At 44.1% G+C, this 22,943-nt stretch carries 21 protein-coding genes, 1 other RNA gene and 1 other annotated feature; of the genes, 2 read left to right on the top strand and 20 right to left on the bottom strand.

Annotated features, from left to right (window positions below; translation table 11 throughout):
* Nucleotides 1-43: 43 nt before the first annotated feature.
* Together yqeH and MKY34_RS12920 are read right to left on the bottom strand one after the other, a co-directional pair.
* Entirely contained in the window at nucleotides 44-1,144 is a 1,101-nt protein-coding gene (yqeH, locus tag MKY34_RS12925) for a ribosome biogenesis GTPase YqeH (RefSeq protein WP_342511200.1), read from the bottom strand.
* Nucleotides 1,145-1,146: 2 nt separating this feature from the next.
* On the bottom strand, nucleotides 1,147-1,662 hold the full coding sequence (locus MKY34_RS12920; protein WP_342511198.1) for a YqeG family HAD IIIA-type phosphatase: 516 nt from the start codon (nucleotides 1,660-1,662) through the stop codon (nucleotides 1,147-1,149).
* 172 nt (nucleotides 1,663-1,834) lie between these two features.
* On the opposite strand from MKY34_RS12920, the gene sigK reads away from it, so the two are divergent.
* Nucleotides 1,835-2,536 carry an RNA polymerase sporulation sigma factor SigK gene (gene sigK, locus MKY34_RS12915; RefSeq protein ID WP_342511196.1) on the top strand — a complete coding sequence of 234 codons (702 nt, stop codon included), beginning with the start codon at nucleotides 1,835-1,837 and terminating at the stop codon, nucleotides 2,534-2,536.
* Between the two features lie 491 nt (nucleotides 2,537-3,027).
* Here the strand turns inward: sigK and mtnN are convergent, their stop codons facing one another.
* The 15 genes from mtnN to MKY34_RS12840 all read right to left on the bottom strand — a co-directional run bounded on the left by mtnN (nucleotide 3,028) and on the right by MKY34_RS12840 (nucleotide 18,297).
* On the bottom strand, nucleotides 3,028-3,720 hold the full coding sequence (gene mtnN / locus MKY34_RS12910; RefSeq protein WP_342511194.1) for a 5'-methylthioadenosine/S-adenosylhomocysteine nucleosidase: 693 nt from the start codon (nucleotides 3,718-3,720) through the stop codon (nucleotides 3,028-3,030).
* 242 nt (nucleotides 3,721-3,962) lie between these two features.
* Nucleotides 3,963-4,649, bottom strand: a complete 687-nt coding sequence (locus tag MKY34_RS12905; protein ID WP_342511193.1) for a YrrS family protein — start codon at nucleotides 4,647-4,649, stop codon at nucleotides 3,963-3,965.
* A 142-nt stretch (nucleotides 4,650-4,791) separates the two neighbouring features.
* Nucleotides 4,792-5,268, bottom strand: coding sequence for a transcription elongation factor GreA (gene greA / locus MKY34_RS12900; protein ID WP_342511191.1), 477 nt, complete (start codon nucleotides 5,266-5,268; stop codon nucleotides 4,792-4,794).
* 105 nt (nucleotides 5,269-5,373) lie between these two features.
* Nucleotides 5,374-6,012, bottom strand: coding sequence for a uridine kinase (udk, locus tag MKY34_RS12895; RefSeq protein WP_342511190.1), 639 nt, complete (start codon nucleotides 6,010-6,012; stop codon nucleotides 5,374-5,376).
* A gap of 28 nt (nucleotides 6,013-6,040) precedes the next feature.
* Nucleotides 6,041-6,676 (bottom strand): O-methyltransferase, encoded by a 636-nt coding sequence (locus tag MKY34_RS12890; RefSeq protein WP_342511188.1) that lies wholly within the window; start codon nucleotides 6,674-6,676, stop codon nucleotides 6,041-6,043.
* Nucleotides 6,677-6,708: 32 nt separating this feature from the next.
* Entirely contained in the window at nucleotides 6,709-7,839 is a 1,131-nt protein-coding gene (mltG, locus tag MKY34_RS12885; RefSeq protein ID WP_342511187.1) for an endolytic transglycosylase MltG, read from the bottom strand.
* A 135-nt stretch (nucleotides 7,840-7,974) separates the two neighbouring features.
* Nucleotides 7,975-8,271: a DUF1292 domain-containing protein gene (locus tag MKY34_RS12880; protein ID WP_342511185.1), complete on the bottom strand. Its 297-nt coding sequence runs from the start codon at nucleotides 8,269-8,271 to the stop codon at nucleotides 7,975-7,977.
* A 13-nt stretch (nucleotides 8,272-8,284) separates the two neighbouring features.
* Entirely contained in the window at nucleotides 8,285-8,701 is a 417-nt protein-coding gene (gene ruvX / locus MKY34_RS12875; RefSeq protein ID WP_342511183.1) for a Holliday junction resolvase RuvX, read from the bottom strand.
* Nucleotides 8,698-8,970 carry an IreB family regulatory phosphoprotein gene (locus MKY34_RS12870; protein WP_342511181.1) on the bottom strand — a complete coding sequence of 91 codons (273 nt, stop codon included), beginning with the start codon at nucleotides 8,968-8,970 and terminating at the stop codon, nucleotides 8,698-8,700. Before MKY34_RS12870 ends, ruvX begins: the two co-directional genes overlap by 4 nt.
* Before the next feature lie 89 nt (nucleotides 8,971-9,059).
* Nucleotides 9,060-11,693, bottom strand: a complete 2,634-nt coding sequence (gene alaS / locus MKY34_RS12865; RefSeq protein ID WP_342511179.1) for an alanine--tRNA ligase — start codon at nucleotides 11,691-11,693, stop codon at nucleotides 9,060-9,062.
* Nucleotides 11,694-11,895: 202 nt separating this feature from the next.
* Nucleotides 11,896-12,104, bottom strand: a binding site (T-box leader).
* 62 nt (nucleotides 12,105-12,166) lie between these two features.
* Nucleotides 12,167-14,605 carry an ATP-dependent RecD-like DNA helicase gene (locus MKY34_RS12860; RefSeq protein WP_342515258.1) on the bottom strand — a complete coding sequence of 813 codons (2,439 nt, stop codon included), beginning with the start codon at nucleotides 14,603-14,605 and terminating at the stop codon, nucleotides 12,167-12,169.
* Between the two features lie 15 nt (nucleotides 14,606-14,620).
* Entirely contained in the window at nucleotides 14,621-15,286 is a 666-nt protein-coding gene (locus MKY34_RS12855; protein WP_342511177.1) for a tetratricopeptide repeat protein, read from the bottom strand.
* A gap of 13 nt (nucleotides 15,287-15,299) precedes the next feature.
* Entirely contained in the window at nucleotides 15,300-16,421 is a 1,122-nt protein-coding gene (gene mnmA, locus MKY34_RS12850; RefSeq protein WP_342511175.1) for a tRNA 2-thiouridine(34) synthase MnmA, read from the bottom strand.
* Nucleotides 16,422-16,716: 295 nt separating this feature from the next.
* Nucleotides 16,717-17,862, bottom strand: coding sequence for a cysteine desulfurase family protein (locus MKY34_RS12845; protein ID WP_342511174.1), 1,146 nt, complete (start codon nucleotides 17,860-17,862; stop codon nucleotides 16,717-16,719).
* Between the two features lie 15 nt (nucleotides 17,863-17,877).
* The gene (locus MKY34_RS12840) at nucleotides 17,878-18,297 is read right to left on the bottom strand and encodes an Rrf2 family transcriptional regulator (protein ID WP_342511172.1); all 420 of its coding nucleotides are present in this window, start codon (nucleotides 18,295-18,297) and stop codon (nucleotides 17,878-17,880) included.
* Nucleotides 18,298-18,430: 133 nt separating this feature from the next.
* Here MKY34_RS12840 and MKY34_RS12835 point away from each other — a divergent pair, with 133 nt between their 5' ends.
* Nucleotides 18,431-19,720, top strand: coding sequence for a replication-associated recombination protein A (locus tag MKY34_RS12835; protein WP_342511170.1), 1,290 nt, complete (start codon nucleotides 18,431-18,433; stop codon nucleotides 19,718-19,720).
* 63 nt (nucleotides 19,721-19,783) lie between these two features.
* Here the strand turns inward: MKY34_RS12835 and MKY34_RS12830 are convergent, their stop codons facing one another.
* From MKY34_RS12830 to aspS, 3 genes are all read right to left on the bottom strand, one after another.
* Nucleotides 19,784-20,551, bottom strand: a complete 768-nt coding sequence (locus MKY34_RS12830; RefSeq protein ID WP_342511168.1) for a tRNA threonylcarbamoyladenosine dehydratase — start codon at nucleotides 20,549-20,551, stop codon at nucleotides 19,784-19,786.
* A 351-nt stretch (nucleotides 20,552-20,902) separates the two neighbouring features.
* A non-coding RNA gene (ssrS, locus tag MKY34_RS12825) (6S RNA) lies at nucleotides 20,903-21,085 on the bottom strand.
* An 83-nt stretch (nucleotides 21,086-21,168) separates the two neighbouring features.
* Nucleotides 21,169-22,935 carry an aspartate--tRNA ligase gene (gene aspS, locus MKY34_RS12820; RefSeq protein WP_342511166.1) on the bottom strand — a complete coding sequence of 589 codons (1,767 nt, stop codon included), beginning with the start codon at nucleotides 22,933-22,935 and terminating at the stop codon, nucleotides 21,169-21,171.
* Between the last annotated feature and the right edge of the window lie 8 nt (nucleotides 22,936-22,943).

Below are 22,943 nucleotides of genomic sequence, written 5' to 3'. Positions count from 1 at the left end.
CGTAATCCGAAGAGCCATTTTCACCGGACTTTTTTGAACACCCTTAGATTAATGAAGGTCGAAGAACGACATCCACGCCCCGTGGTGCATGGACAGCGACAACGACGTCTGGATGCTGGATAGTAATCCATCCAAGACCTGAAATGACAATATCCGTTTTTGCCTTTTTCACCGAAAATTCATGACGCACAAATGGTGGCAATGTATCCACTGATTCACCAGATGGCGGTGACAACATCGCACCAAGATGCTCACGGTACAATGTCTCAGCATTCGAAAGCTTTGTACGATGAATAAGCAAATCGTTAGACACATGAATCGTAAAGGACGAACGGTCACCTGCGATGAAATCGAAGCGCGCCAGCCCAGCGATAAACAGTGTTTGTTCCGCATTTAACTGAAACACTTTTGGTTTCAATTCTTTCTTCGGTGTGATAGCTTTCAAATCTTGTGCATTCAAATGATGCGCAATCTGGTGGTCATTAATAATACCTGGTGTATCGTAAATCGCCTTGCCATCATCCAGTGGAATCTCCACTAAATCGAGTGTTGTTCCCGGAAAATGAGAAGTTGTAATGACTTCGCCCACACCCGTAGCACCTTTAATAATACGATTTATGAATGTCGATTTCCCAACATTTGTACAACCTACAACATAGACATCTTTACCACGACGAAGCTTGTCAATTGCTGCAAGTGCCTCTTCCATCCCATGCCCTTTATGCGCAGAAACGAGCAGAACATCAGCAGGTTTCAATCCTAATTTAACCGCCTCTGCCTTCATCCAGTTAATCAAACGATTTGGATTAATGGATTTCGGTAAAACATCAGATTTATTGCCGATTAATAAAATATCTTTATTGCCGACAAAACGGTGTAAGCCATTGATCCAGCTACCGTTAAAATCGAAAATGTCAACGATTTTAACGACTAAACCATCCTTTTGTCCAATACCGTTTAAGATATTTAAAAAATCGTCTCCTGATAACGATACGGGTTGTAGCTCATTGTAATTGCGTAATCGAAAGCAGCGTTTACAAATAACATCGTCTTTTTCCAACGAAACAGGTGGCGTATAGCCCTCTGCTTTCGGATTATCTGTCTGAATCGTAATCCCGCAACCAATACATTTAATCTCTTCCAAACTTATTCCTCCCACTTCAACAGGCCTTTACGTTTAAGCTTGGCCATAATTCTTCTTTCCATCATTCGGTTAAACTTTGTGAAGAAACCGTCAGAGCTAGCCACTGGCACAACAAGTATTGTGTGCAAGCCTGCCCGGTTACCGCCCAGAATATCGGTCATCATCTGATCACCGATGAAAACCGCTTGCTCTTTTTGGATACCCATAGTCATAAGTGCCTTGTTAAAAGACTTTCTTAGTGGCTTACGAGCATCGCAAATGAATGGAATCCCAAGCGGATCACAAAATGCTTTCACGCGCGTGTTATTGTTATTCGAAACAATCATCACTTGTATGCCAACGTCTCTCATAGATGTCACCCAGTCAATGATTTCAGCGGTCGCAAGAGGTCGGTCCCATTCGACAAGTGTATTGTCTAGATCCGTAATAATCCCTTTAACGCCTCTGGCTACTAGTTTCTCTGGTTGAATATGAAAAACATTTTTGACGTATTCACTTGGTAAAAAGTTGTTATACATGTTATCCACTCCGATATAGTACTGTTTCTGAAATGATTATAACATAATCATCCACATTACACGCTTTGTTCGAAAATACGGACATCCTGTACCGCCTGTCCGACTGAATAATCGGTGATATGGCAAGGCGCGACCGCATATGCTGTCATACAACGACACAGGAGGTGGCCCGATGAGCGGGTTTGTCATGGCGATGGTCCAGCTATGGCTTGAGATTCCTGCCGTGATTGGCTATATCAGAGGGCAGGCATTTCAACGTCCCTTATCAAAAGAAGAGGAAGCAGCTTGCCTTGCACGGCTTGCAGAAGGCGATGAAGACGCTCGGGATGAACTCATTGAACGCAACATGCGACTTGTCGCACATATCGTAAAAAAATTCCACCCAAAACATGAACTGCTTGATGACTATATTTCAATCGGGACAATTGGACTTATGAAAGCCGTCAACAGCTTCACGCCCGACCGCAAAACGAAACTTGCCACATATGCTGCACGCTGTATCGAAAACGAAATACTCATGTACTTACGCACGCAAAAAAAAGTGCAAAAAGATGTATCACTATTTGACCCAATCGGTATGGATAAAGATGGGCAGTCACTCCAAATTGCCGATCTGCTGCAAACAGATGACGAAGCACCGGTCGATACCGTCGAGCAAAAAGAACGAAAAGAACGGCTGTATAGGCATCTTGGAAAACTTGACGGTAGAGAGCTCGAAATCATTCAACGACGCTACGGCCTGTTAGACGATCAACCGATGACACAAAAGGAAATTGCCGAGCAACTCAATATTTCAAGAAGCTATGTTTCCCGCATTGAAAAACGTGCAATCGTTAAATTGTATCAGTTATTTAAACATGAATATAATGAATAGCGGAAAGCAGTCTAAAATCGCCACGTCCTGTGGCAACGACTGCATGACCTACTTCCTGTAGGCCCAGGCGTTAGGCGCCCACTAAGACGCGACAGGCATAAGATGATTTAGATTTAGGGAAGGCAATCTAAGTCCGCCGCGTCCTGCGGCAATGATTGCATACCTGCATCCTGCAAGCACGAAGAGGCGTTCTTTGCCTCATAGCCGAAACAGCTTATGACCCAAGCGGCTGGCGCCTGGAGCTAGACATGAATAAAGCTAACGTTCCCTTGTCTGGAAAATCAAAAGGCGTTTCCATGCGGGAGTGACCCCCGACATCGGAAACGCCTCTTTTTATCCAGCCTCAGTCTGCACTAACCTCACGTGCAATAATAAGTGCGATGATTGCCGTACCAACGAATGTACCAGCCATTAAATATAACATAGTGGGTTCCCTCCTTGAAAACATCTTTAAAATAAAAGACCCTTACGTCTATCTTACCATGAAATGTTTAAAGTTTCGAGATAGCTTGTAAAACAATATCTGTTGAATGGCGTGCCGCAATCGGGAGAAATTCATCAAAACTAATAGATGATTCTTTGCCTGCAATATCTGATAATGCACGAATCACAACAAATGGTGTGCCAAACTGATGACATACTTGTGCAACAGCCGAAGCTTCCATTTCTGCAGCAATCATCGTTGGGAATAATTCTCGCACTTTTTCAACGCGTACAGGATCACTCATAAAGACATCACCCGAAGCGATAAGTCCCGTTGCATGTGCATGTTCGCCAATTTCTTCAACCGCAGCACGTGCAATTGTTACTAATTTTTCATCCGCAACATAAGCAGCAGGTTGACCAGGTACTTGCCCATGCTCATAACCAAATGCTGTCACATCGACATCGTGATGTCGGACTTCATCAGAAATAACGACTGTACCGACTTCTAGCGATGTTTGGAAACCACCCGCAGATCCTGTATTGAGGACTACATCAGGCTTATAATTATTCAATAATAACGTCGTTGCAATGGCAGCATTGACTTTACCGATTCCGCTTTTCACAAGGATCACCGTATGTTGCCCAATTTCTCCTTCGATAAATTCACAATCCGCTACCACTGTTACTTTGCCCGAAACAATTTCTTTACGTAATAATTCTACTTCTTCTTCCATTGCACCAATTACTGCGATTCTCATCTAATTCCCTCCACAGGTTTCTTTTTAACTATCATACATTGAACAAAAGAAACTTCCCAACAACGCTTGGCGCTTGCGGATGCCTCCCACCTAACTAGTTACTCCTTTGCATTTTCTGTATAATTTCTGCAAAGGACACAGAAATTATACAAACCGAACCCTTCGTTGTTCGGTTGGCTACCGCATGTAAGGCACCTTCGCTGGAGATTGGGTGCAAATCATAAGTCCAACCTATATATTGCTTACTTTTGCCCTTCCAATGTCGTTAACACGTCCATCTTCGTAGGCTTCCATCCTTCTCCATCCACCCATTCCAAGTAGACACGGTATTTCTCCGTTGTATCTTGTGAGGAAACAATACCGATGGATTTTTGTGGATCCCCACCATTTTTGATTTTCCAAAAAATCATTGTATCTTCTGGTAGTCCCGTTGCATAGGCAAGTGCTTGCTTCTTTTCATTCCAGTCTACAGACGTACCGTCATAAAGTGATACATGATTACCCGTTTGAGTCGTTCCAATCGGTTGCCATGACGAATCAACCAATGTTTCCGCAACAGCAGCATCATCTGATGGACTACTTGTAACCGTTTCAGATTCTGTAGTACTATCCTCATCCGCCATCGAATCCGTTATTGGTTCATCATCTTTTACTGATACGTCTTCGTCTTCGTCTTCATCCACAACTGGACCTTCTTGTCCTTTATCCTTTGGATCACTTTTATCATCGTTGTCATTTGGTCGATTTTCTTCTGTCACCGCACCCTTATCACTAACCTGTTCACCATCATTGTTTCCAGCAAATATGATGGATGCAGTAATCACAATCAATATGACGACCACGCCGATCAAAATGTTCAAGATGTTGTCTTTACGGTTGCGTCCTTTTTTACGACTTACCCTTGAAAGCTCCGGGTCTTGTCCATTCATACGCAATCAACTCCGTTTCGATTTTGTCAGTTTGCCAATCTGTTATTGGACGATTGACAAGTGCAAAGGTTTCATAAGAAAAGCGCATCCCTTCTTAAGAAAAAGAGTAAAACCGCCCTCATGTAGAAGGCGGCACATCGAGTTATTTTATTTCAAGAATGGTAACCGACATTTCTCCACCCGGTGTTACGATTTTCACTTCGTCACCTTTACAACGACCGATTAGGCCTTTGGCAATTGGTGAATCATTTGAAATAAGACCTTCCAGCGGATTCGCTTCTGCAGAACCAACAATCGTATACGTTTCTTCGTCGCCGTCCGGTAGTTCTTTAAATGTAACCGTTTTCCCAAGGCGGACTTCGTCAGTATTTAGTTCGTCTTCTGTAATAATTACCGCATTACGGATCATTGATTCTAACGTTGAGATTTTACCTTCTAGGAAAGCCTGATCTTCTTTCGCAGAATCGTATTCGGAGTTTTCCGATAGGTCGCCGTAGCTTCGAGCAATTTTAATACGCTCAACCACTTCTTTACGCTTAACCGTTTTCAAAAATTCAAGCTCTTCCTCAAGCTTTTGTTTACCTGTTGCCGTCATTGGAAACTTCTTTTCAGTAATCATTTCACAACACTCCTCATATTCCTCTTCATAAAAATACTATGCCGCTCCTACAAGAGGTATGCGACATAGTTTTCATCTTTATTGAATTATTATGTCATCATCATATTACAGTTTCGTGCCAGATTCAAGAATTGTTTTTATTTTTGTAACCATTAGGTCAATCGCGACTTCATTCTGTCCGCCTTCTGGAATAATAATATCCGCATATCTCTTCGTTGGCTCGATGAATTGATTATGCATTGGGCGAACAACGGACATATATTGATCAATCACTGACTCGATTGTTCTACCACGCTCATTAATGTCCCGCATAATGCGACGAATAATGCGCAAATCCGCATCCGTATCAACGAATAACTTAATATCCATCAGCTCACGTAGCCGCTCATCTTCAAGGACCAAAATCCCTTCTAAAATGATAACATCTTGCGGCTCAATGACAACCGTCTCGTCTGACCTTGTGTGCAGCGAATAATCGTAGACAGGTTTTTCAATCGTTTCCCGCTCGAGTAGCCGCCCAACATGTTGAATGAGCAAATCCGTATCGAATGCCAACGGATGGTCATAATTAGTTGCTAGACGCTCTTCAAATACTAGATGGGACTGGTCTTTATAATAGTAATCCTGTTCAATGACAACAACAGAATGCTCCTTAAACACGTCATAGATTGCATGTGTAACGCTCGTCTTTCCAGATCCCGAACCACCAGCAATGCCGATGACGAGAGGTTTTCTTGAATTCATCTTCAAACTCTCCTCAATCGATTGTTTCTTATTTTTTCACCGCGATTAACAGTCCGTCTCCTACTGGGAGCAATGCTGTTTCAAAATCGGGGTGTGCCATAACCCAGCGCGTAAATTCCTTCAAATTGCGAATCATCGTACGCTTGCGTCGCGGCACTTCATTTGCTTCGAGCAATACCATACCATGCATGAACAGATTATCGCAATAGATGACACCGCCAGTAGCAACAGTTGATGCATATTTTTCAAAGAAGCGTTGATATTGCCCTTTCGCTGCGTCAATGAACAATGCATCATAGGTCTGTTCAAAAATTGCAGGATCCTCTGTCAACAACGCATCCGCCTCAATGATTTGAATACGCTCGGCACAGTCACTCCGCTGAATATTGTCGAATGCCTTCTGATAACGTGCGGGATCCCGCTCAACAGTCACGATGGTTGATTCTTTCAACGCCCCTGCAATCCGTATTGCTGAATAGCCAATGGCACTGCCAAGTTCTAGAATTTTTTTCGGCCGTTGAATGCGTAAAAGACCGATAAATGTTTCAATCCCGCCGCTATCCATGATGGGCACACACTGATCTTCCGCGTACCTTTCCATCTCCTCGATGAAGGGCTCTTTTTCTTTTACGAAGCTTGCAATATATGCATCATAGTTGTCCAAATTGCCCACTCCAGTCCTTCATGTTCATTGCCTTATTGTCCATCTATATACTTCTTCTTATTTTCCAAGTGCTGATCATAATTATCCGTGAAGTGATTGACTCCTTTTTTATCCGCTAAGAAGAACAGATAATCAGTCCTCGATGGATCCACTACGGCTTTGATCGAAGACACACCGGCCCCAGCAATTGGTCCTGGTGGTAGTCCTTTATTTTTGTACGTATTATATGGATTATCAATTTCTAAATCCGCATAGAGAACGCGATCTTTATGTTCGCCAAGTGCGTAGAGAACAGTTGGATCCGTCTGCAAAGGCATATCGACTTTTAAGCGATTGTAAAATACACTGGCAATCGTTTCACGATCTGATTGTGCCGTCGCTTCCTTTTCAAGTAAAGAAGCAAATGTCAATAGCCAATGAACCGATTTTCCTTCCTGATCAAGGAAATCAAGGTAAGGTGTCACGTTGACATTTGTTGCTTGTACCATTGAATCGACAATCGTTTCAAGGGATGGCTTATCCTCGTAAAATGGATAGGTCGCTGGGAATAAGTACCCTTCCAAAGGATAACGAACTGATTCCGCTTTAATATCCTCGGTCAAAAGTTGTGGATATTTCCCCATCAAATAGTCAATGGTTTCTGGATCATTAATATACGCAAGAAAAGCTTCTGCAGTATGACCCGTACGCTTTTCAACAATGTCAGCAATCTGCTGCACAGTCAATCCTTCAGGAACAGCCACCGTAAAGACAGGTGTGCGATATACTTTTCCGGTTTTCAAACTTTGGATTAATTCATCTGGTGTCATTGCTTTTGTTAGCCCATATGTACCCGCTTGAAACTGTGATTCATTGTTAAACTTCGCATAGTATTTAAAAATACGTGCATTTTTAATAATCCCTTTTTCTTGCAGTTCTGCAGAGATTGCATTCAAGCCTGAGCCAATTGGAATCTCCACTTGAATGACTTTTTTCGATTTCGGATCCATCGGTTCAAGTGCCCCTGTTACATAGTTAAAAGTTGCAAATCCACCGATTAAGCCAATAAGCACAACGACCAATGCAATACCAAAAACGATTTTTCTAACGACTTTTACTTCTTTTTTCTTTTCAGTCATTCGCTCAAGCATGACTTCTTTTTTTGAACCATTCTCATTGTCCATACTAAATCACCTCTTTCAATAAGAAAAGCGCAGGGATGCACTAGTACCATTCCCTTGTGCGATCTCCTGCTAAAGCCAAGGAAAACACAAAGAAAGACGGAACGGTCTGCACCGTCCCGTCCGTGCACATATGGTTTATTCTTCGTCTTCGTCCTCTTCTGCAAGGAACGTGTTCAACATTTCTTCGATCATTTCCCACTCAGCATCATCTTCGATTGGCATTAATTCGCCATCTTGATTGTCTTCAGAAGGGATGAATGCAGATGCATGAATTTCAACTTCCTCATCATCTGTATCATCTTGACCTAGTATGTGATAAAGAACATACGACTTACCAAAGTCTTCTGAGTCAAATGTGAAGATTACTTCACATACGTGTTCATTTCCGTTTTCATCTACAATCGTCATTGTTTCTTGTCCGTGCTCTACCATTCCAATCACCTCATCAATTTTTTGAATCAAGATACCCTTGCAGGATCATGATTGCTGCCATCTTATCGATTACAGTCTTTCTTTTTTTCCGGCTAACATCTGCATCAATTAACACGCGCTCAGCAGCCATCGTTGTCAGTCGCTCATCCCATAATATAACGGGAAGACCAAATGTTTCTTTGAGCAGTTCTGCATACTTTTCAGATGCTTCCCCTCTCGGTCCAATCGTGTTATTCATGTTTTTGGGGTATCCGACTACGAATCCATTTACATCGTATTCTTTCACGAGTTGCTGAATTCTTTCTATGCCGAACTGACCGGCACCCTCATCGACCTTGAGCGTTTCAATGCCTTGGGCTGTCCACCCAAGTGCATCACTAATCGCAATGCCGACTGTTTTGGTCCCGACATCTAATCCCATTGTTCTCAATCCATATTCCCTCCGTTTTCACGGATATAAAACTTTACGAGTTCCTCAAGAATTTCGTCCCGTTCTAGTTTCCGAATCGAATTGCGTGCATCTTCATGACGTGGTATATATGCTGGGTCGCCTGATAGAAGATAACCGACAATCTGATTGATTGGATTATACCCCTTATCATCAAGTGCCTTGTGCACATGAAGCATGACCTGCTTCACTTCCTGCTCCATCGACTCTTCAGGAAAGTTGAATTTCATCGTTTTGTCGTATGAATTCATGATCGACACCCCGCTTTCAGATCATCCGTTTTTACAAATCGAATCGTACCTGTACTCCGTCTATAAGTATACCCGATTTGCAATTTCGGTTAAACAGATTTGACATAATCATACACGGATTGAAGCGCTTCATCAAGTTTGGACGCATCTTTTGCTCCAGCCATTGCCATATCAGGTCGTCCGCCGCCTTTTCCATCACACTGCGCTGCAACATGACTGACGATTTTGCCTGCATGATAGTTCCCTGTTTTCAAATCTTCCGTTACGCCTGAAACGAGCATGACTTTGCCATCTGCTGCTGCTCCAAGAACGATTACAGCTTTCGACAATTTTTGCTTCATTTCATCCATCATCTGACGCAATCCGTTATTATCTTTCACATCAACGCGCGCTGCGATGACCGAGACATCGTTGATTTGCTGTGCCGCTGCTAGAATGTCTGCCACTTGGCTATTGCCGAGCTTAGCAGCGAGCGAGTCGTTTTCACGCTGTAATTCTTTCATATCCGCTAACACGGACCCAATTTTCGTCACAAGATCTTTCGGGTTCGCTTTCAAAAGCCCCGCCGCGCTAACAAGCATCGCTTCTTCCTCTTTAAAAGAACGGAAAGCCTGTTGGCCTGTCAGTGCCTCGATACGACGAGTACCCGCACCGATTCCACTCTCGGATACGAGTTTAAACATACCAATAACGGATGTCGATGTGACGTGACAGCCTCCGCACAGTTCAATCGAGTAATCGCCTACTGATACGACACGAACAATATCGCCGTATTTTTCGCCGAACAATGCCATTGCGCCCATTTCCTTCGCTTCGGCAATTGGTTTTTCTGCAATGTTTACTGCGATATCTTGCCAAATTTGCTCATTCACCATTTGTTCAATGGTTTCCAATTCTTCTTTCGTTACCTGACCAAAATGAGAGAAGTCGAAGCGCAGACGATCTGGCCCTACATAAGAGCCGGCTTGGTTGACGTGCTCACCTAATACTTCTTTCAATGCTTTGTGCAATAAATGCGTCGCCGTATGGTTACGAATCGTCAGCTTCCGCTCCTCTTGCTGTACTTCTGCATGAACAGTCGCACCTTTGAGCAATTCACCTGAACGGATAATCGCTGTATGCAAGTTTTGCCCGTTTGGCGCTTTTTGCACATCTTTGATATCTGCAATGAAAGTCTCACCACTAATCGTCCCTTTATCCGCTACTTGTCCGCCACTTTCCGCATAGAACGGTGTGCGATTGAGGATGAACTGAATTTCGTCCCCTTCAGATGCTTGCTCCACTGCTACCCCTTGCTGTAAAAGCGCAACAACAGTTGCTTCGCATTGCAATTGATCGTAGCCAATAAATTCACTCACATCATGGATGTCGCCAAGAATACCTGATTGAACATGCATCGAGTCAACGTCTTGACGAGCCGCACGTGCACGTTGACGTTGATTTTCCATCTCTGCATCGAAACCAGCCCGATCAACAGCGATTCCAGCCTCTTCCGCGAATTCCTCTGTCAATTCGAATGGGAAGCCATATGTGTCATACAAACGAAATGCATCGGCTCCAGGAACAACAGATGTGCCTGATGATTTTGCATTATCAATAACACCTGACAAAATCGCTAAGCCTTCCGTCAATGTTTCATGGAAACGCTCTTCTTCATTTTTAATCACTTTCATAATGAAAGCTTGTTTGTCGTCCACTTCCGGATAGAAATCCTTCATGATTTCCCCTACTACTGGCACAAGATTGTACATGAATGGATCATTAATGCCGAGCTGTTTCGCAAAACGGACGGCTCTGCGTAGCAATCTTCTTAGTACGTAGCCACGACCTTCATTGGACGGCAATGCTCCATCTCCAATCGCAAACGCCACTGTGCGGATATGGTCTGCAATGACTTTGAATGCCGTGTCTTTCTGTGTATCTACGCCGTATTTTTCACCTGAAACCCGTTCAATGGCATGCATAATCGGCATGAATAAATCTGTATCGAAGTTCGTTGGGACATTTTGGATAATAGAAGCTAGACGCTCTAGCCCCATACCTGTATCGATATTCTTTTTCGGAAGCGGTGTGTACGTATGATCCGGGTTATGATTGAACTCTGAGAATACAAGGTTCCAAACTTCCAGGTAGCGCTCATTTTCTCCGCCGGGATACAGTTCAGGATCTGAATAATCATCGCCATATGCCGGTCCTCGGTCATAGAAGATTTCAGAGTTCGGACCGCTTGGACCTTCTCCGATATCCCAGAAGTTCCCTTCCAATCGGATAATCCGCTCTTCTGGAATGCCGATTTTATCGCGCCAAATTGCATAAGCCTCTTCGTCTTCAGGATGAACCGTGATAGACAATAGTTCTGGATCAAAGCCAATCCATTTTGCATCCGTTAGAAATTCCCACGCACGAATAATTGCTTCTTCTTTGAAGTAATCTCCGATGGAAAAGTTACCAAGCATTTCAAAAAATGTATGGTGACGTGCTGTTTTCCCAACGTTTTCAATGTCATTTGTACGGATCGATTTTTGTGCATTAACAATCCGCGGATTTGTCGGAACGACACGTCCATCAAAATATTTCTTTAATGTCGCAACACCACTATTAATCCATAAAAGCGATGCATCATCAATTGGAACAAGTGGTGCAGACGGCTCTACACTATGTCCCTTTTCCTTAAAGTATTCTAAGAACATGTTACGGATTTGCGATGACGTTTGTTTTTTCATCAATATTCCTCCTTAATAGTTTGAAAAAATACAGGGATGGCGGCGATCAGAGGAAGGCAGTCTAAGTGCGCGACGTCCTGAAGGAAGGTGCCTTAATTTCCGCAAAACACAGAAACGCGGCAAATCGAAACCTTCGTAGTTCGATTCGCAACGACTGCATACCCGCATCGTACGGACACACAAAAAAATCCTCGCCCCTAAAACAAGGGACGAAGATGTTAGTCTCGCGGTACCACCCTAATTACCGAATCGAATTGCATTCGGCATCTCTGGTTGCCTTAACGCGGCGAACGGCAGGGATGAGCTGCACTCAGGAGTAGCTTTTCGACACGCACACTCGAAAGCCCTTTCAGCCAAGGGGCTTCTTTCTGAACGAGTAAACATATGTACTTTCTCCGTCAACGTATTTCGTATGATTGTGATGCTCAGCTTCAGCATTTCTATCTGGATTATAGAAAAATTCACTGGTCTTGTCAATCAGAAGCTTCGAGATAATCGTAAGGTGAGATGCCTTTCATGCCAATCAACGGGTCAACTGCAAGAAATGTCTCCACTGTGAGCGCATAAACAGCTGGCTGTAACTCCTCTGTCGATATCGCCTGCTCTTCTTGCTCTGAAGTTGGCTCCTCTTGAGCTTCTAGCCCAACAAATTCCCCATTCAATCGTTCTTTCAACGTCGTCTGCCTTTCCAACTCATCCGTTCGGCTAATGCCGACTCTGAATTCTTCTGGCTCTCCGCAAAGAATGAGAAAATTTTTCGCACGTGTAATGCCTGTGTACAATAAATTGCGGCGTAGCATTTTCCGTTGACTTCGCACAATTGGCATAATAACAATTGGAAATTCACTGCCCTGTGATTTATGGATCGAACAACAGTAGGCCAATGTAATTTGGTTTAAATCACTGCGTTCATACGTTACTTCGATCCCATCATAGGACACAACCAGTAGCTCTTTTTTATCGATTGTTTCTTTTGCCTTGATGATTGAAATAACCTCGCCCATATCCCCATTGAAAACGTTACTCTCAGGTTGATTGACGAGTTGCAGTACTTTGTCACCGATTCGATAGACCGCCTCGCCAAATACGACTTCCTTTCGGTCAGGCCCAGGTGGATTGACCATCTCTTGAATCATTTTGTTCAAGCCATCAATTCCAGCCGGACCTCGATACATTGGCGCAAGCACTTGAATGTCTTTAATGTGATGGCCTTTTGTAATGGCATTTTTGACAACTTGCTCAACGACTTCCAAAATCCGATCACCGCTCGCTTTAATGAAAGAACGATCCGAGGTTTTTTGCGTAATATCCGCAGACCATTCAGACCGCTTAATCATATGCGCCATTTCAATAATCGTCGAGCCCGCACTTTGCCGGTAAATTTCAGTCAGCTCGACAACTGGAACTTTCCCAGAATCCAGCATATCCCGTAGCACTTGGCCCGGTCCGACGGGAGGTAATTGGTCTTGGTCACCCACAAAAAGCAGTTGGACATCGTCCGCCAGCGCCTTTAGTAATTGATGCGCTAGCCATGTGTCTACCATCGACATTTCATCAATAATAATGAGTCGCCCTTCGACTTCTCGCTCGGTTTCTTCTTCCTTTTCGAGCCCGTTAAAGCCTAACAAACGGTGAATTGTCATAGCAGGTAAACCTGTCGATTCAGACATCCGCTTCGCCGCACGTCCTGTCGGTGCCGCCAACACAATTGGAAAAGGTTCTTTCTTTTTGGCATACTCATTCGGATCAAGCGATAAGCCATGCAGCTCCGCATACACCTCAACCAACCCGCGAATCACCGTCGTTTTTCCTGTCCCCGGTCCACCTGTTAAAATCATCGTCGGTGAATGAAGGGCCGTTTCAATCGCCGCGACTTGCGTTTCCGCATAATTGACGCCTAAACGCTCTTCCACTTCCCCTACTGCTTTCCTGATTTCAGACACTGGAAACTGGTCCGTCGTATCATTTTGCATCAGTCGTTCTAGTTTCGAGGCAATGCCGATTTCTGAGAAATAAAGGGATGGAATATAGAGTTTTTGCCCTTCTGCTGCTAATTTCCCTTCCTCGACAAGTTCAATAATTGCCTGGGAAATAGCCGTAAATGGGATGTCCACAGGTTGACTCATTTCAAGCAAGCGCTTCACTTCCGGCAAAGTCGACTCCGCTTCTGCGTAGACATGCCCCGCCGATTGCACCGCTTGATTGAGTGCATGCAAAATGGCCGCTTTAATCCTTGCAGGATGATTGCCTGTAATGCCAAGATGCCTACCAAGCTCATCCGCACGTTGGAAGCCGACCCCTTCCACTTCTTCAATGAGCCGGTACGGATTCTCAGATAGTTGGGAAATAGCTTCTTCACGATACGTTTGATAAATGCGCATCGCAATTTGCGGGCCGAATCCCCATTCATTCAACTGAATGATGGTGCGCTCGAGTCCCATATTTTGTTCGAGCACCGAGACAAGCACTTCTTTTTTCTCGTCAGATAACCTAGGAACTGTATCGAGCACAGCTGGATTGTCGAGGATTTTCTTAATCGCGTCTGTGCCGAGCTTTTTAACAATCGTTTGCGCCGTTTTCATCCCAATGCCTGGAAACAAATCGCCCGATAAATAATGGACAAGCCCTGTTTCCGTTGCCGGCATTTCCTTTGCAAACGTCTGGACATCGAACTGCGCACCATACGTTGGATGATTGACAAGCCTACCCGTAAACTTGTAGTCTTCATCAGCATTTAGTTGTGGAAAGCTTCCTTTGACAATGATTTCTTTATCCTCATAGCCACTATTCGTTTCGCGCACCTTCAATTTGACAATCGTAAAAAGGTTGTCGGGGTTATGGAAGATCGTCACGACCGGTCGTCCAATCAAAAAAATCTCATTCGCTTTTTCCGTTTCGATAAGCCCTTCCATCACCGCGATTCCTCCTTATTTTTCGTTTTCACCGAGTTGAATCATGTCGTAAATATAACGTGCCTGCACATGTTCTGGGTCGATTGTAAATGCCCGTTCAAGATGCATTAACGCATCTTCTTTCTGTTCCGTTGACACCGCATATAAAAACCCTAAATTATAATGAGCATCCGCATTTTCTGCATCTTGTTCGATAATGAAACGGAACTCGTTGCCCGCTTCCGTAAACAGCTCCATATTGGCCAATAAAATCCCATAGGATAAGCGGATTTCAAGATCCTCTGGCGCCAACTCCGCAGCACGTTGCAAGTACGGCAACGCCAATTTTTCATTGCTTGAGCGTTCAAGACTTTTACCAAGCATGAAATAAGCGTCCGCCGCATCAATGCCTTGACGAATTGCTGTTTCATATAACTTTGCAGCTTCCTCATAGCGCTCTTTATTGTAATAAAGATTGGCAAGGCCGTAATAAGCTGTGCCTGCTTCTGCATCTAGCGTAATGGCTTTTTGGAAAAAGGGCTCTGCTTTTTCAGCATCTCCTAGAGAAGCGAAAACATTCCCTAAATTGATGTAGCCTAATGCATTTTTGGGTTCTTCTTCAACCGCTTTGACAAACGATTCAACTGCTTTTTCATATTCGCCATCTTGCAATGCTGCAATGCCGATTTCATTGTATTCCATTGTTAACTTCCCCTTACCCAACATATTCAAGTTGTTTACCATTTTTAATGACTGTATCAATCGTACCGCCGCCCAAACATTCATCGCCATCATAGAATACAACAGCCTGTCCTGGTGTAATCGCACGAACCGGCTCTGCAAAGCGTACAATCGCCGTACCATCTCCTGTGCGCTCGACTGTTACCTTTGTATCTGGTTGTCGGTAGCGGAATTTGGCGGTACAGCTAAACTTTTCTGGGAGTTCCCGCACCGTTGAAAAGCCAACGTCAATCGCCGTCAGGCTATCGGAAAATAGGGCATCATTGTAGAAATTTTGTCCGACCAATAATGCATTCGATGCCAAGTCTTTCCCTAAAACAAACCAAGGATCACCCGCTCCACCGATTCCAAGACCATGACGTTGACCAATTGTATAGTACATCAACCCATCATGACGACCAACCACTTCACCATCCATCGTCTTCATATCCCCTGGTTGAGCTGGTAGGTATTGTCCAAGAAACTCCTTGAAATTACGCTCACCAATGAAACAAATGCCTGTAGAATCTTTTTTCGTTGCAGTCGTCAGTCCTGCTTCAACTGCTTTTTCACGCACTAAACTTTTGTCCATATGCCCGATCGGGAACATGACTTTTTGCAATTGATCTTGCGTCAGTTGATTGAGGAAATACGTTTGATCTTTATTTTCATCTTTCCCACGCAGCATCGAAACGCCGCCTTCAACTTCCACAACTTGCGCATAGTGGCCCGTTGCCAAATAATCTGCACCTAAGCTCATCGCATGCTCAAGGAATGCTTTGAACTTAATTTCTTTATTACACATGACGTCTGGATTTGGTGTGCGGCCTGCTTTATATTCTTCGAGAAAATACGTAAAGACTTTATCCCAATATTGTTTTTCAAAATTGACCGCGTAGTATGGAATACCGATTTCATTGCACACGCTAATGACATCTTCATAATCCTCTGTTGCTGTACAGACGCCAAATTCGTCTGTATCATCCCAGTTTTTCATGAAGATGCCAATGACATCATAGCCTTGTTCTTTTAATAGAAGTGCCGCAACGGACGAGTCGACCCCGCCTGACATTCCGATAACGACGCGTGTATCCGCTGGTGCTTTTGTTGTTCTCATATGTTATTCATCCTTTTATCTTTATTCAGCTGAATACCTCCACCTCAATAGGTGGTGAGTATTTGCGATATTAATTCCCTGTTCAGCATATATTAGAACGCCCGCTGAACAATAGGGGAACGCAGTCTAAGTTCGCCACGTCCAAAGAACGGTGCCTTAATTTCCGCAAAAAAGCGCAGAAATACAGCAAATCGAACTCTTCGAAGTTCGATTAGCAACGCCTGCATGACCTACTTCCTGTAGGCCCCAAGCTCGAAAAAATCCGGACGCAATTACGCCTCGGCGTAATTGATAGTCATTTCACAAGTCGTTTGACGATAGTAGCAGTCGTTTCTGCTGCTTCTGTCATCGTTTTTTCATCCAACCCAAGTCCAAAGCTAAAACGCACCGAGTTGCGGAGCTTAGGCGAACCTTCGCCAAACATTGCAGTCAGAACATGCGATGGATCTAGTGAACCCGCCGTGCATGCCGAACCGCTCGATACCGCAATCCCTGCCATATCAAGATTAACAAGTAACGATTCGATGTCTGTTCCTGGGAAACTAATATTCGCAATATGCGGTAACTTCTCCATATCAGCGTCAACATTCACTTCGTAAATAACGCCTTGTGCATCGAAAACATCTGTTAAGATTTTTGCATAGTTTGTATACTGCACAATGTTATGCTGCATAGCTTGTTGTGCAATGGTTACCGCCTCTGCAAAAGCGATAATTGCGGGAAGGTTTTCTGTACCTGCTCGACGTTTTCGTTCCTGCTCGCCGCCGAAAAGAACCGGTATCGTCTCTGCGCCTTTTCGTTGATATAAAAAGCCAATGCCTTTCGGGCCGTTTAATTTATGAGCTGAAACAGAGAGTAAATCCACACCAAGTTCATCCACGTCAAGTGGCACAAGCCCATACGCTTGTACGGCATCCGTGTGAAATTTCGCTTGATGCCCTTTCAACAGCTCGCCAATTTCACGAATTGGCTGGATGGTCCCCACCTCGTTATTGCCATACATAACGGAGACAAGAACGGTTTGATCCGTCAATGCCTGTTTCACTTGCTCAACAGAAATTTGTCCGTTGGCATCCACACCCACATAACTGACCTCGTACCCAAGCAATTCAAGCTGTTTACAGGGATTTAAGACCGCATGATGTTCAACTGTTGTCGTAATAATATGGTTTCCCTTGCCTTTCATAGCCGCAACAGTTCCGAAAATCGCCATATTATCCGCTTCTGTCCCACCTGACGTGAAAATAATTTCAGCCGGTGTCGCATGAATGGATTGTGCCAACGTTTTTCTTGCCGTATCTAACCATTTCCGTGCTTCTCTGCCATAGCTATGAATGCTAGAAGGATTGCCAAAAATCGCTTCCAGCTGTTTGATATACGTAGCGCTTACTGCCGGATGAACCGGTGTCGTCGCTGCATGATCCAAATAAATTGTCGTCATGATTTAAAAACTCCTTTAAATGTAAAACATATAACTATCGCGGTCTGTATTTTTACCTGATTCCATCAAATGTTGAATCGTTGTTGTATCCAATACACTGCGCACCGCTTCTCCAATTCGATTCCATAACTCTTGTTGTGGAATATCCGATTCTTCAAGTCCTTCGACAAGCTGAATAGGTCCCTCCAAAATACGAATGACATCCCCTGCTGTAATTTCTGTCGGTGGCTTGGCCAACATATAACCGCCATATGCGCCGCGGACACTTTTCACGATTCCGCTATTACGTAGTGGTGGAATCAACTGTTCCAAATATGCTTCAGATAACGTCTGTTCTTCGGCGATTTTTCGCAGTGGTACAGGACCTTCTCCGTATTTATTGCCGAGCTCTACAACGATTGTCAATCCATAGCGACCTTTAGTTGAAATTTTCATATACATAACCCCGTCCTTTTTAGGTTTGCTTCAAAATAGTATAGCATAAATGCCTCTCCACTATCTCGAAATGACAACTTTCATCTACTCTTGTAGTATACTAAAAGAACGGATGTACGGAGGAGGTTTTTTTTTGCACAATGAACCATTGGCGTATCGTATGCGCCCAAGAACGATCGATGAAATTGCAGGACAACAAGACATTATTGGCCCACAAACAGCCCTATATCGAATGATTAAAAACGGTCATGTCCCTTCAATGCTGTTGTATGGAGAACCCGGTATCGGCAAAACATCGCTCGCCCATGCCATTGCCGGCACGAGCGCCCTGCCCTTTATCGCTTTAAATGCGACGGTGTCAGGGAAAAAAGATGTAGAAGATGTTGTCGCTGAATCTAGAATGACAGGAAAAGTATTATTATTCCTCGATGAAATCCATCGGTTCAATAAATTACAGCAGGATACGTTATTGCCCCATGTAGAAAGTGGCGCCATTGTGTTAATTGGCGCGACGACAGAAAATCCCTATCATGACGTTAACCCGGCCATTCGTTCCCGATGCGGGGAAATTCGGCAACTCTCTCGGTTAGAGCCGGAAGATTTGATAGGGGTACTTCGCAATGCATTAGAAGACGAGGTACGCGGGCTTGGGAAAATGGCGATTAAGATGACAGATGACCAAATCACATTAATCGCTGAAGGTGTTAACGGAGATGCACGCAAGGCATTAACCGTGCTGGAGTCGGTTATTTCTGCAAGCGATGAAAATGATGGACAAACCGTTGTTGAGGACTGGCTCATTGAAAACCTACTAGGGCGGATTGGCTTATTTGGCGATAAAAAAGGATCACATTTTTATAATCTATTATCTGCGTTGCAAAAATCAGTTCGAGGTAGCGATGTCAATGCCGCTATGTATTATTTAGCAAACTTGCTGGAAATCGGGGATTTAGTCGCAGTAAATAGACGACTGCTTGTTATGGCTTATGAGGATATTGGACTCGCAGCACCAGAAGTCGGTGCACATGTCCTCGCAGCCACGGATGCCGCTGTACGTCTCGGTATGCCCGAAGCACGCATTCCACTTGCCAACGCAGTCATTGAAATGTGCCTGGCGTCTAAATCGAATTCTGCTTACAAAGCATTCGATGCCGCCGTCAAAGCCATCAATGAAGGTAAAACAGGTGATATTCCCCTCCACTTACGCGATGCGCATTATGCAGGGGCAGCGGAACTCGGTCATGTCGGCTACAAATACCCGCATGACACACCTGTCGGCTCATTTGGTGGTTGGACGAACCAGCAATACTTGCCTGATAAAATCAAAAATCTAGAATTTTATCAACCCGTCATTGCCGGTGAAGAAAAGAAATTAGCGGCCATTTATGAGCGGTTAAAGGAATTTCGCAAGTCGACGAAATAATCATTGAGCTTACTATGTAAAAAAGCCACATGGAGTGAAGTTCACCCATGTGGCTTTTCCTGTTTATTGTTTGTCCTTCACGCGTTGAATCGGGATATCCGCAACGATATCATTGATAACCCAGCTGGCACAAACAAGTCCGGCAACAGACGGAACAAATGCATTCGATGCAGGTGGCATCTTTGCCTTGCGAATCTGCGCTTCCGGCTTCCCGACCGTGTCAACGACGTCTTCCCGAATAACAATCGGGCTTTCATCCGAAAAGACAACGGGAACACCTTTACGAATGCCCTCTTTGCGCAGCCTTAAACGAATGACTTTGGCAATCGGGTCCGTATGTGTCTTGGAAATATCAGCGATTTGGAAACGCGTCGGATCCATCTTATTAGCTGCCCCCATGCTTGAAATAATTTTTACACCACGGGCCAAACATTCTTTAATCAGATGAATTTTATAACTAATCGTATCCGACGCGTCAATGACATAATCAGGTTTATAGCTAAAAAACTCTTCAGCCGTTTCTTCTGTATAAAACATATGCAGTGAAATCACTTCACAGTCTTTGTTAATATCTGCAATACGCTCTTGCATAACTTCTGTTTTCGAACGACCAATCGTCGATAAATACGCGACAATTTGCCGATTAATATTCGTAATATCGACATCGTCCTTATCTACAAGAATAATCCGACCAATCCCACTTCGTGCACATGCTTCCGCAGCAAACGAACCGACTCCTCCGACACCAAGTATCGCAACCGTCATATCCTTCATGCGTTTAACACCTTCTGTACCAATCGCTAATTCGTTTCGTGAAAATTGATGCAACAAACTAATTCCGCCTTCCATTATTGAATAACCATTGTTTTTTTGAATCAATTACGCCTCGGCGTAATTGCGCCCGGATTTTGAATCGAGCTTGAGGACTACAGGATGTAGGTCATGCAGTCGTTGCGAATCGAACTACGAAGGGTTCGATTTGCCATATTTCTGTGTTCTTGCAGAAATTAAGGCACCGTTCTTTGGACGTCGCGAACTTAGACTGCCTTCTTTAACTCCTTTCAAAATCCGTGACATCCGCCGGAGGCTTTTATCTTTGTCAGCAGGTATTCAAACTCCTGCTAAACAAAGATAAAAAAAACCTCTCCGACGCTTTACGGAGAGGGTGATAGTCAAGTAAAAACAAATCCCGAATGTGCCGTCTTTGTAGTATCGTTTTGAACCTGCAATTTCAGCAGGTGGGTGTCCTACCCGATTACTTTGGCGTCCCCCTAGAGGGCGTGTCATCCTAATCAAAATGCGGACTCCCGACGATAGAATGTTCGGTCAAAACTGATGGGCAAATAACGAACACTTCAGGATTTGTATTACAAGTATCTTATCATGTATTGTCAGGCAATTCAATGACTTCACAAAAACATTTTTTCGTTCGCTCTTCCCATAGCAAATTACTTTTTGTTTTTCGACATCACAAGAACGCCTAGCTCCGCCAGTTGTTTGTCGTCCACATGGTCCGGTGCCGATGTCAACAAGCAGCTAGCACTTGCTGTTTTCGGGAATGCGATTGTATCACGCAAGTTTGTTGAGCCCGCAAGCAACATAACAATTCGATCGAGTCCGAATGCCAATCCGCCATGTGGTGGTGTTCCATAATCAAATGCGTCAAGTAGGAAGCCAAATTGTTCCTGAGCTTGCTCCTGAGTAAACCCAAGCGCCTTGAACATTTTTTCTTGCACATCACGCTCGTAAATACGGAGTGATCCGCCGCCAAGCTCATAACCGTTCAATACGAGGTCATATGCTTGTGCTTTCACTGTTTCAGGGCTCGTTACAAGCTCTTCCACGTCAGCCGGCATTGTGAACGGATGATGCGCTGCAGAATAACGACCTGCTTTCTCGTCGTATTCAAATAACGGCCACTCTGTTACCCATAGGAAATTGAATTTCGATTCATCGATGAGGTTATGGTCTTTTCCAAATTTAGAACGAAGTGCGCCAAGTGCATCTGCAACGACGCTCTTTTTGTCCGCTACGAACAATAGTAAGTCCCCTGCTTCAGCGTTTGCCGCCGCTTTCAATGCCGCACCTTCTTCGCCTTCAAAGAACTTAGCAATCGGCCCTTTAAAACCGTCTTCATCGACTTTCAACCATGCAAGTCCTTTTGCACCGTAAAGTGCTGCAAACTCTGTAAGCGCATCGATATCTTTACGTGAATACTGATCCGCTAACCCTTTTGCATTGATCAGCTTCACTTGTTGTCCCGCTTCAACTGCTCCCGCGAATACTTTGAATGATGACTCTTTCATTACTTCTGAGACATCCGTCAATTCCATACCGAAACGTGTATCTGGTTTATCAGAACCAAAACGCGCCATTGCTTCATCATATGGCAGACGTTTGAATGGAATTTCCACGTCGATGCCTTTAACATCTTTCATCACTTTCTGCATTAAGCGCTCGTTCAATTCGATAATTTCTTCCATTGACATGAAACTCATTTCCATATCAATTTGTGTGAATTCCGGCTGACGATCAGCGCGCAGGTCTTCATCACGGAAACAGCGTGCAATTTGGTAATAACGGTCGAAACCAGACACCATTAACATCTGTTTGAATAGTTGTGGTGATTGTGGCAGAGCGTAAAACTCACCTTCATGTACACGGCTCGGTACGAGGTAGTCACGTGCGCCTTCCGGTGTTGATTTTGTTAAAATCGGTGTTTCCACTTCCATGAATCCTTCGTCATCTAGGAAATTACGCACTGTTTTCGTAATATCCGAACGCAATTTGAAGACGTTCGCCAATTTCGGACGACGCAAGTCAAGGTAGCGATATTTCAGTCGAATTTCTTCGTTAACATCCGTCTCATCTTCAATCATAAACGGTGGGTTTTTCGCTTCATTGATGATTGTTACTTCTTCGACTTGCACTTCAATTGAACCTGTTTTTACTTTCGGATTCTTTTGACTTTCTTGTCGCTCAATCACTTTCCCTGTAATTTCAACAACGTATTCGTTACGTAGTTTGTCCGCAGTTGCAAGTGCTTCTGCTGAAATATCTGGGTTAAAGACTGCTTGTACGATACCTGAACGATCTCGTACGTCAACGAAAATAACGCCGCCGAGATCCCGTCTTTTCTGTACCCACCCTTTTAGTGTAATTGTTTCTCCGATTGCTTGTTCTGTTAAGTCACCACAATAATGTGTCCGTTGCATTGCTGTCA

This window comes from Sporosarcina sp. FSL K6-1522, assembly GCF_038622445.1.
GTDB lineage: Bacteria > Bacillota > Bacilli > Bacillales_A > Planococcaceae > Sporosarcina.
This window is presented reverse-complemented; position numbering and strand designations above follow the sequence as displayed.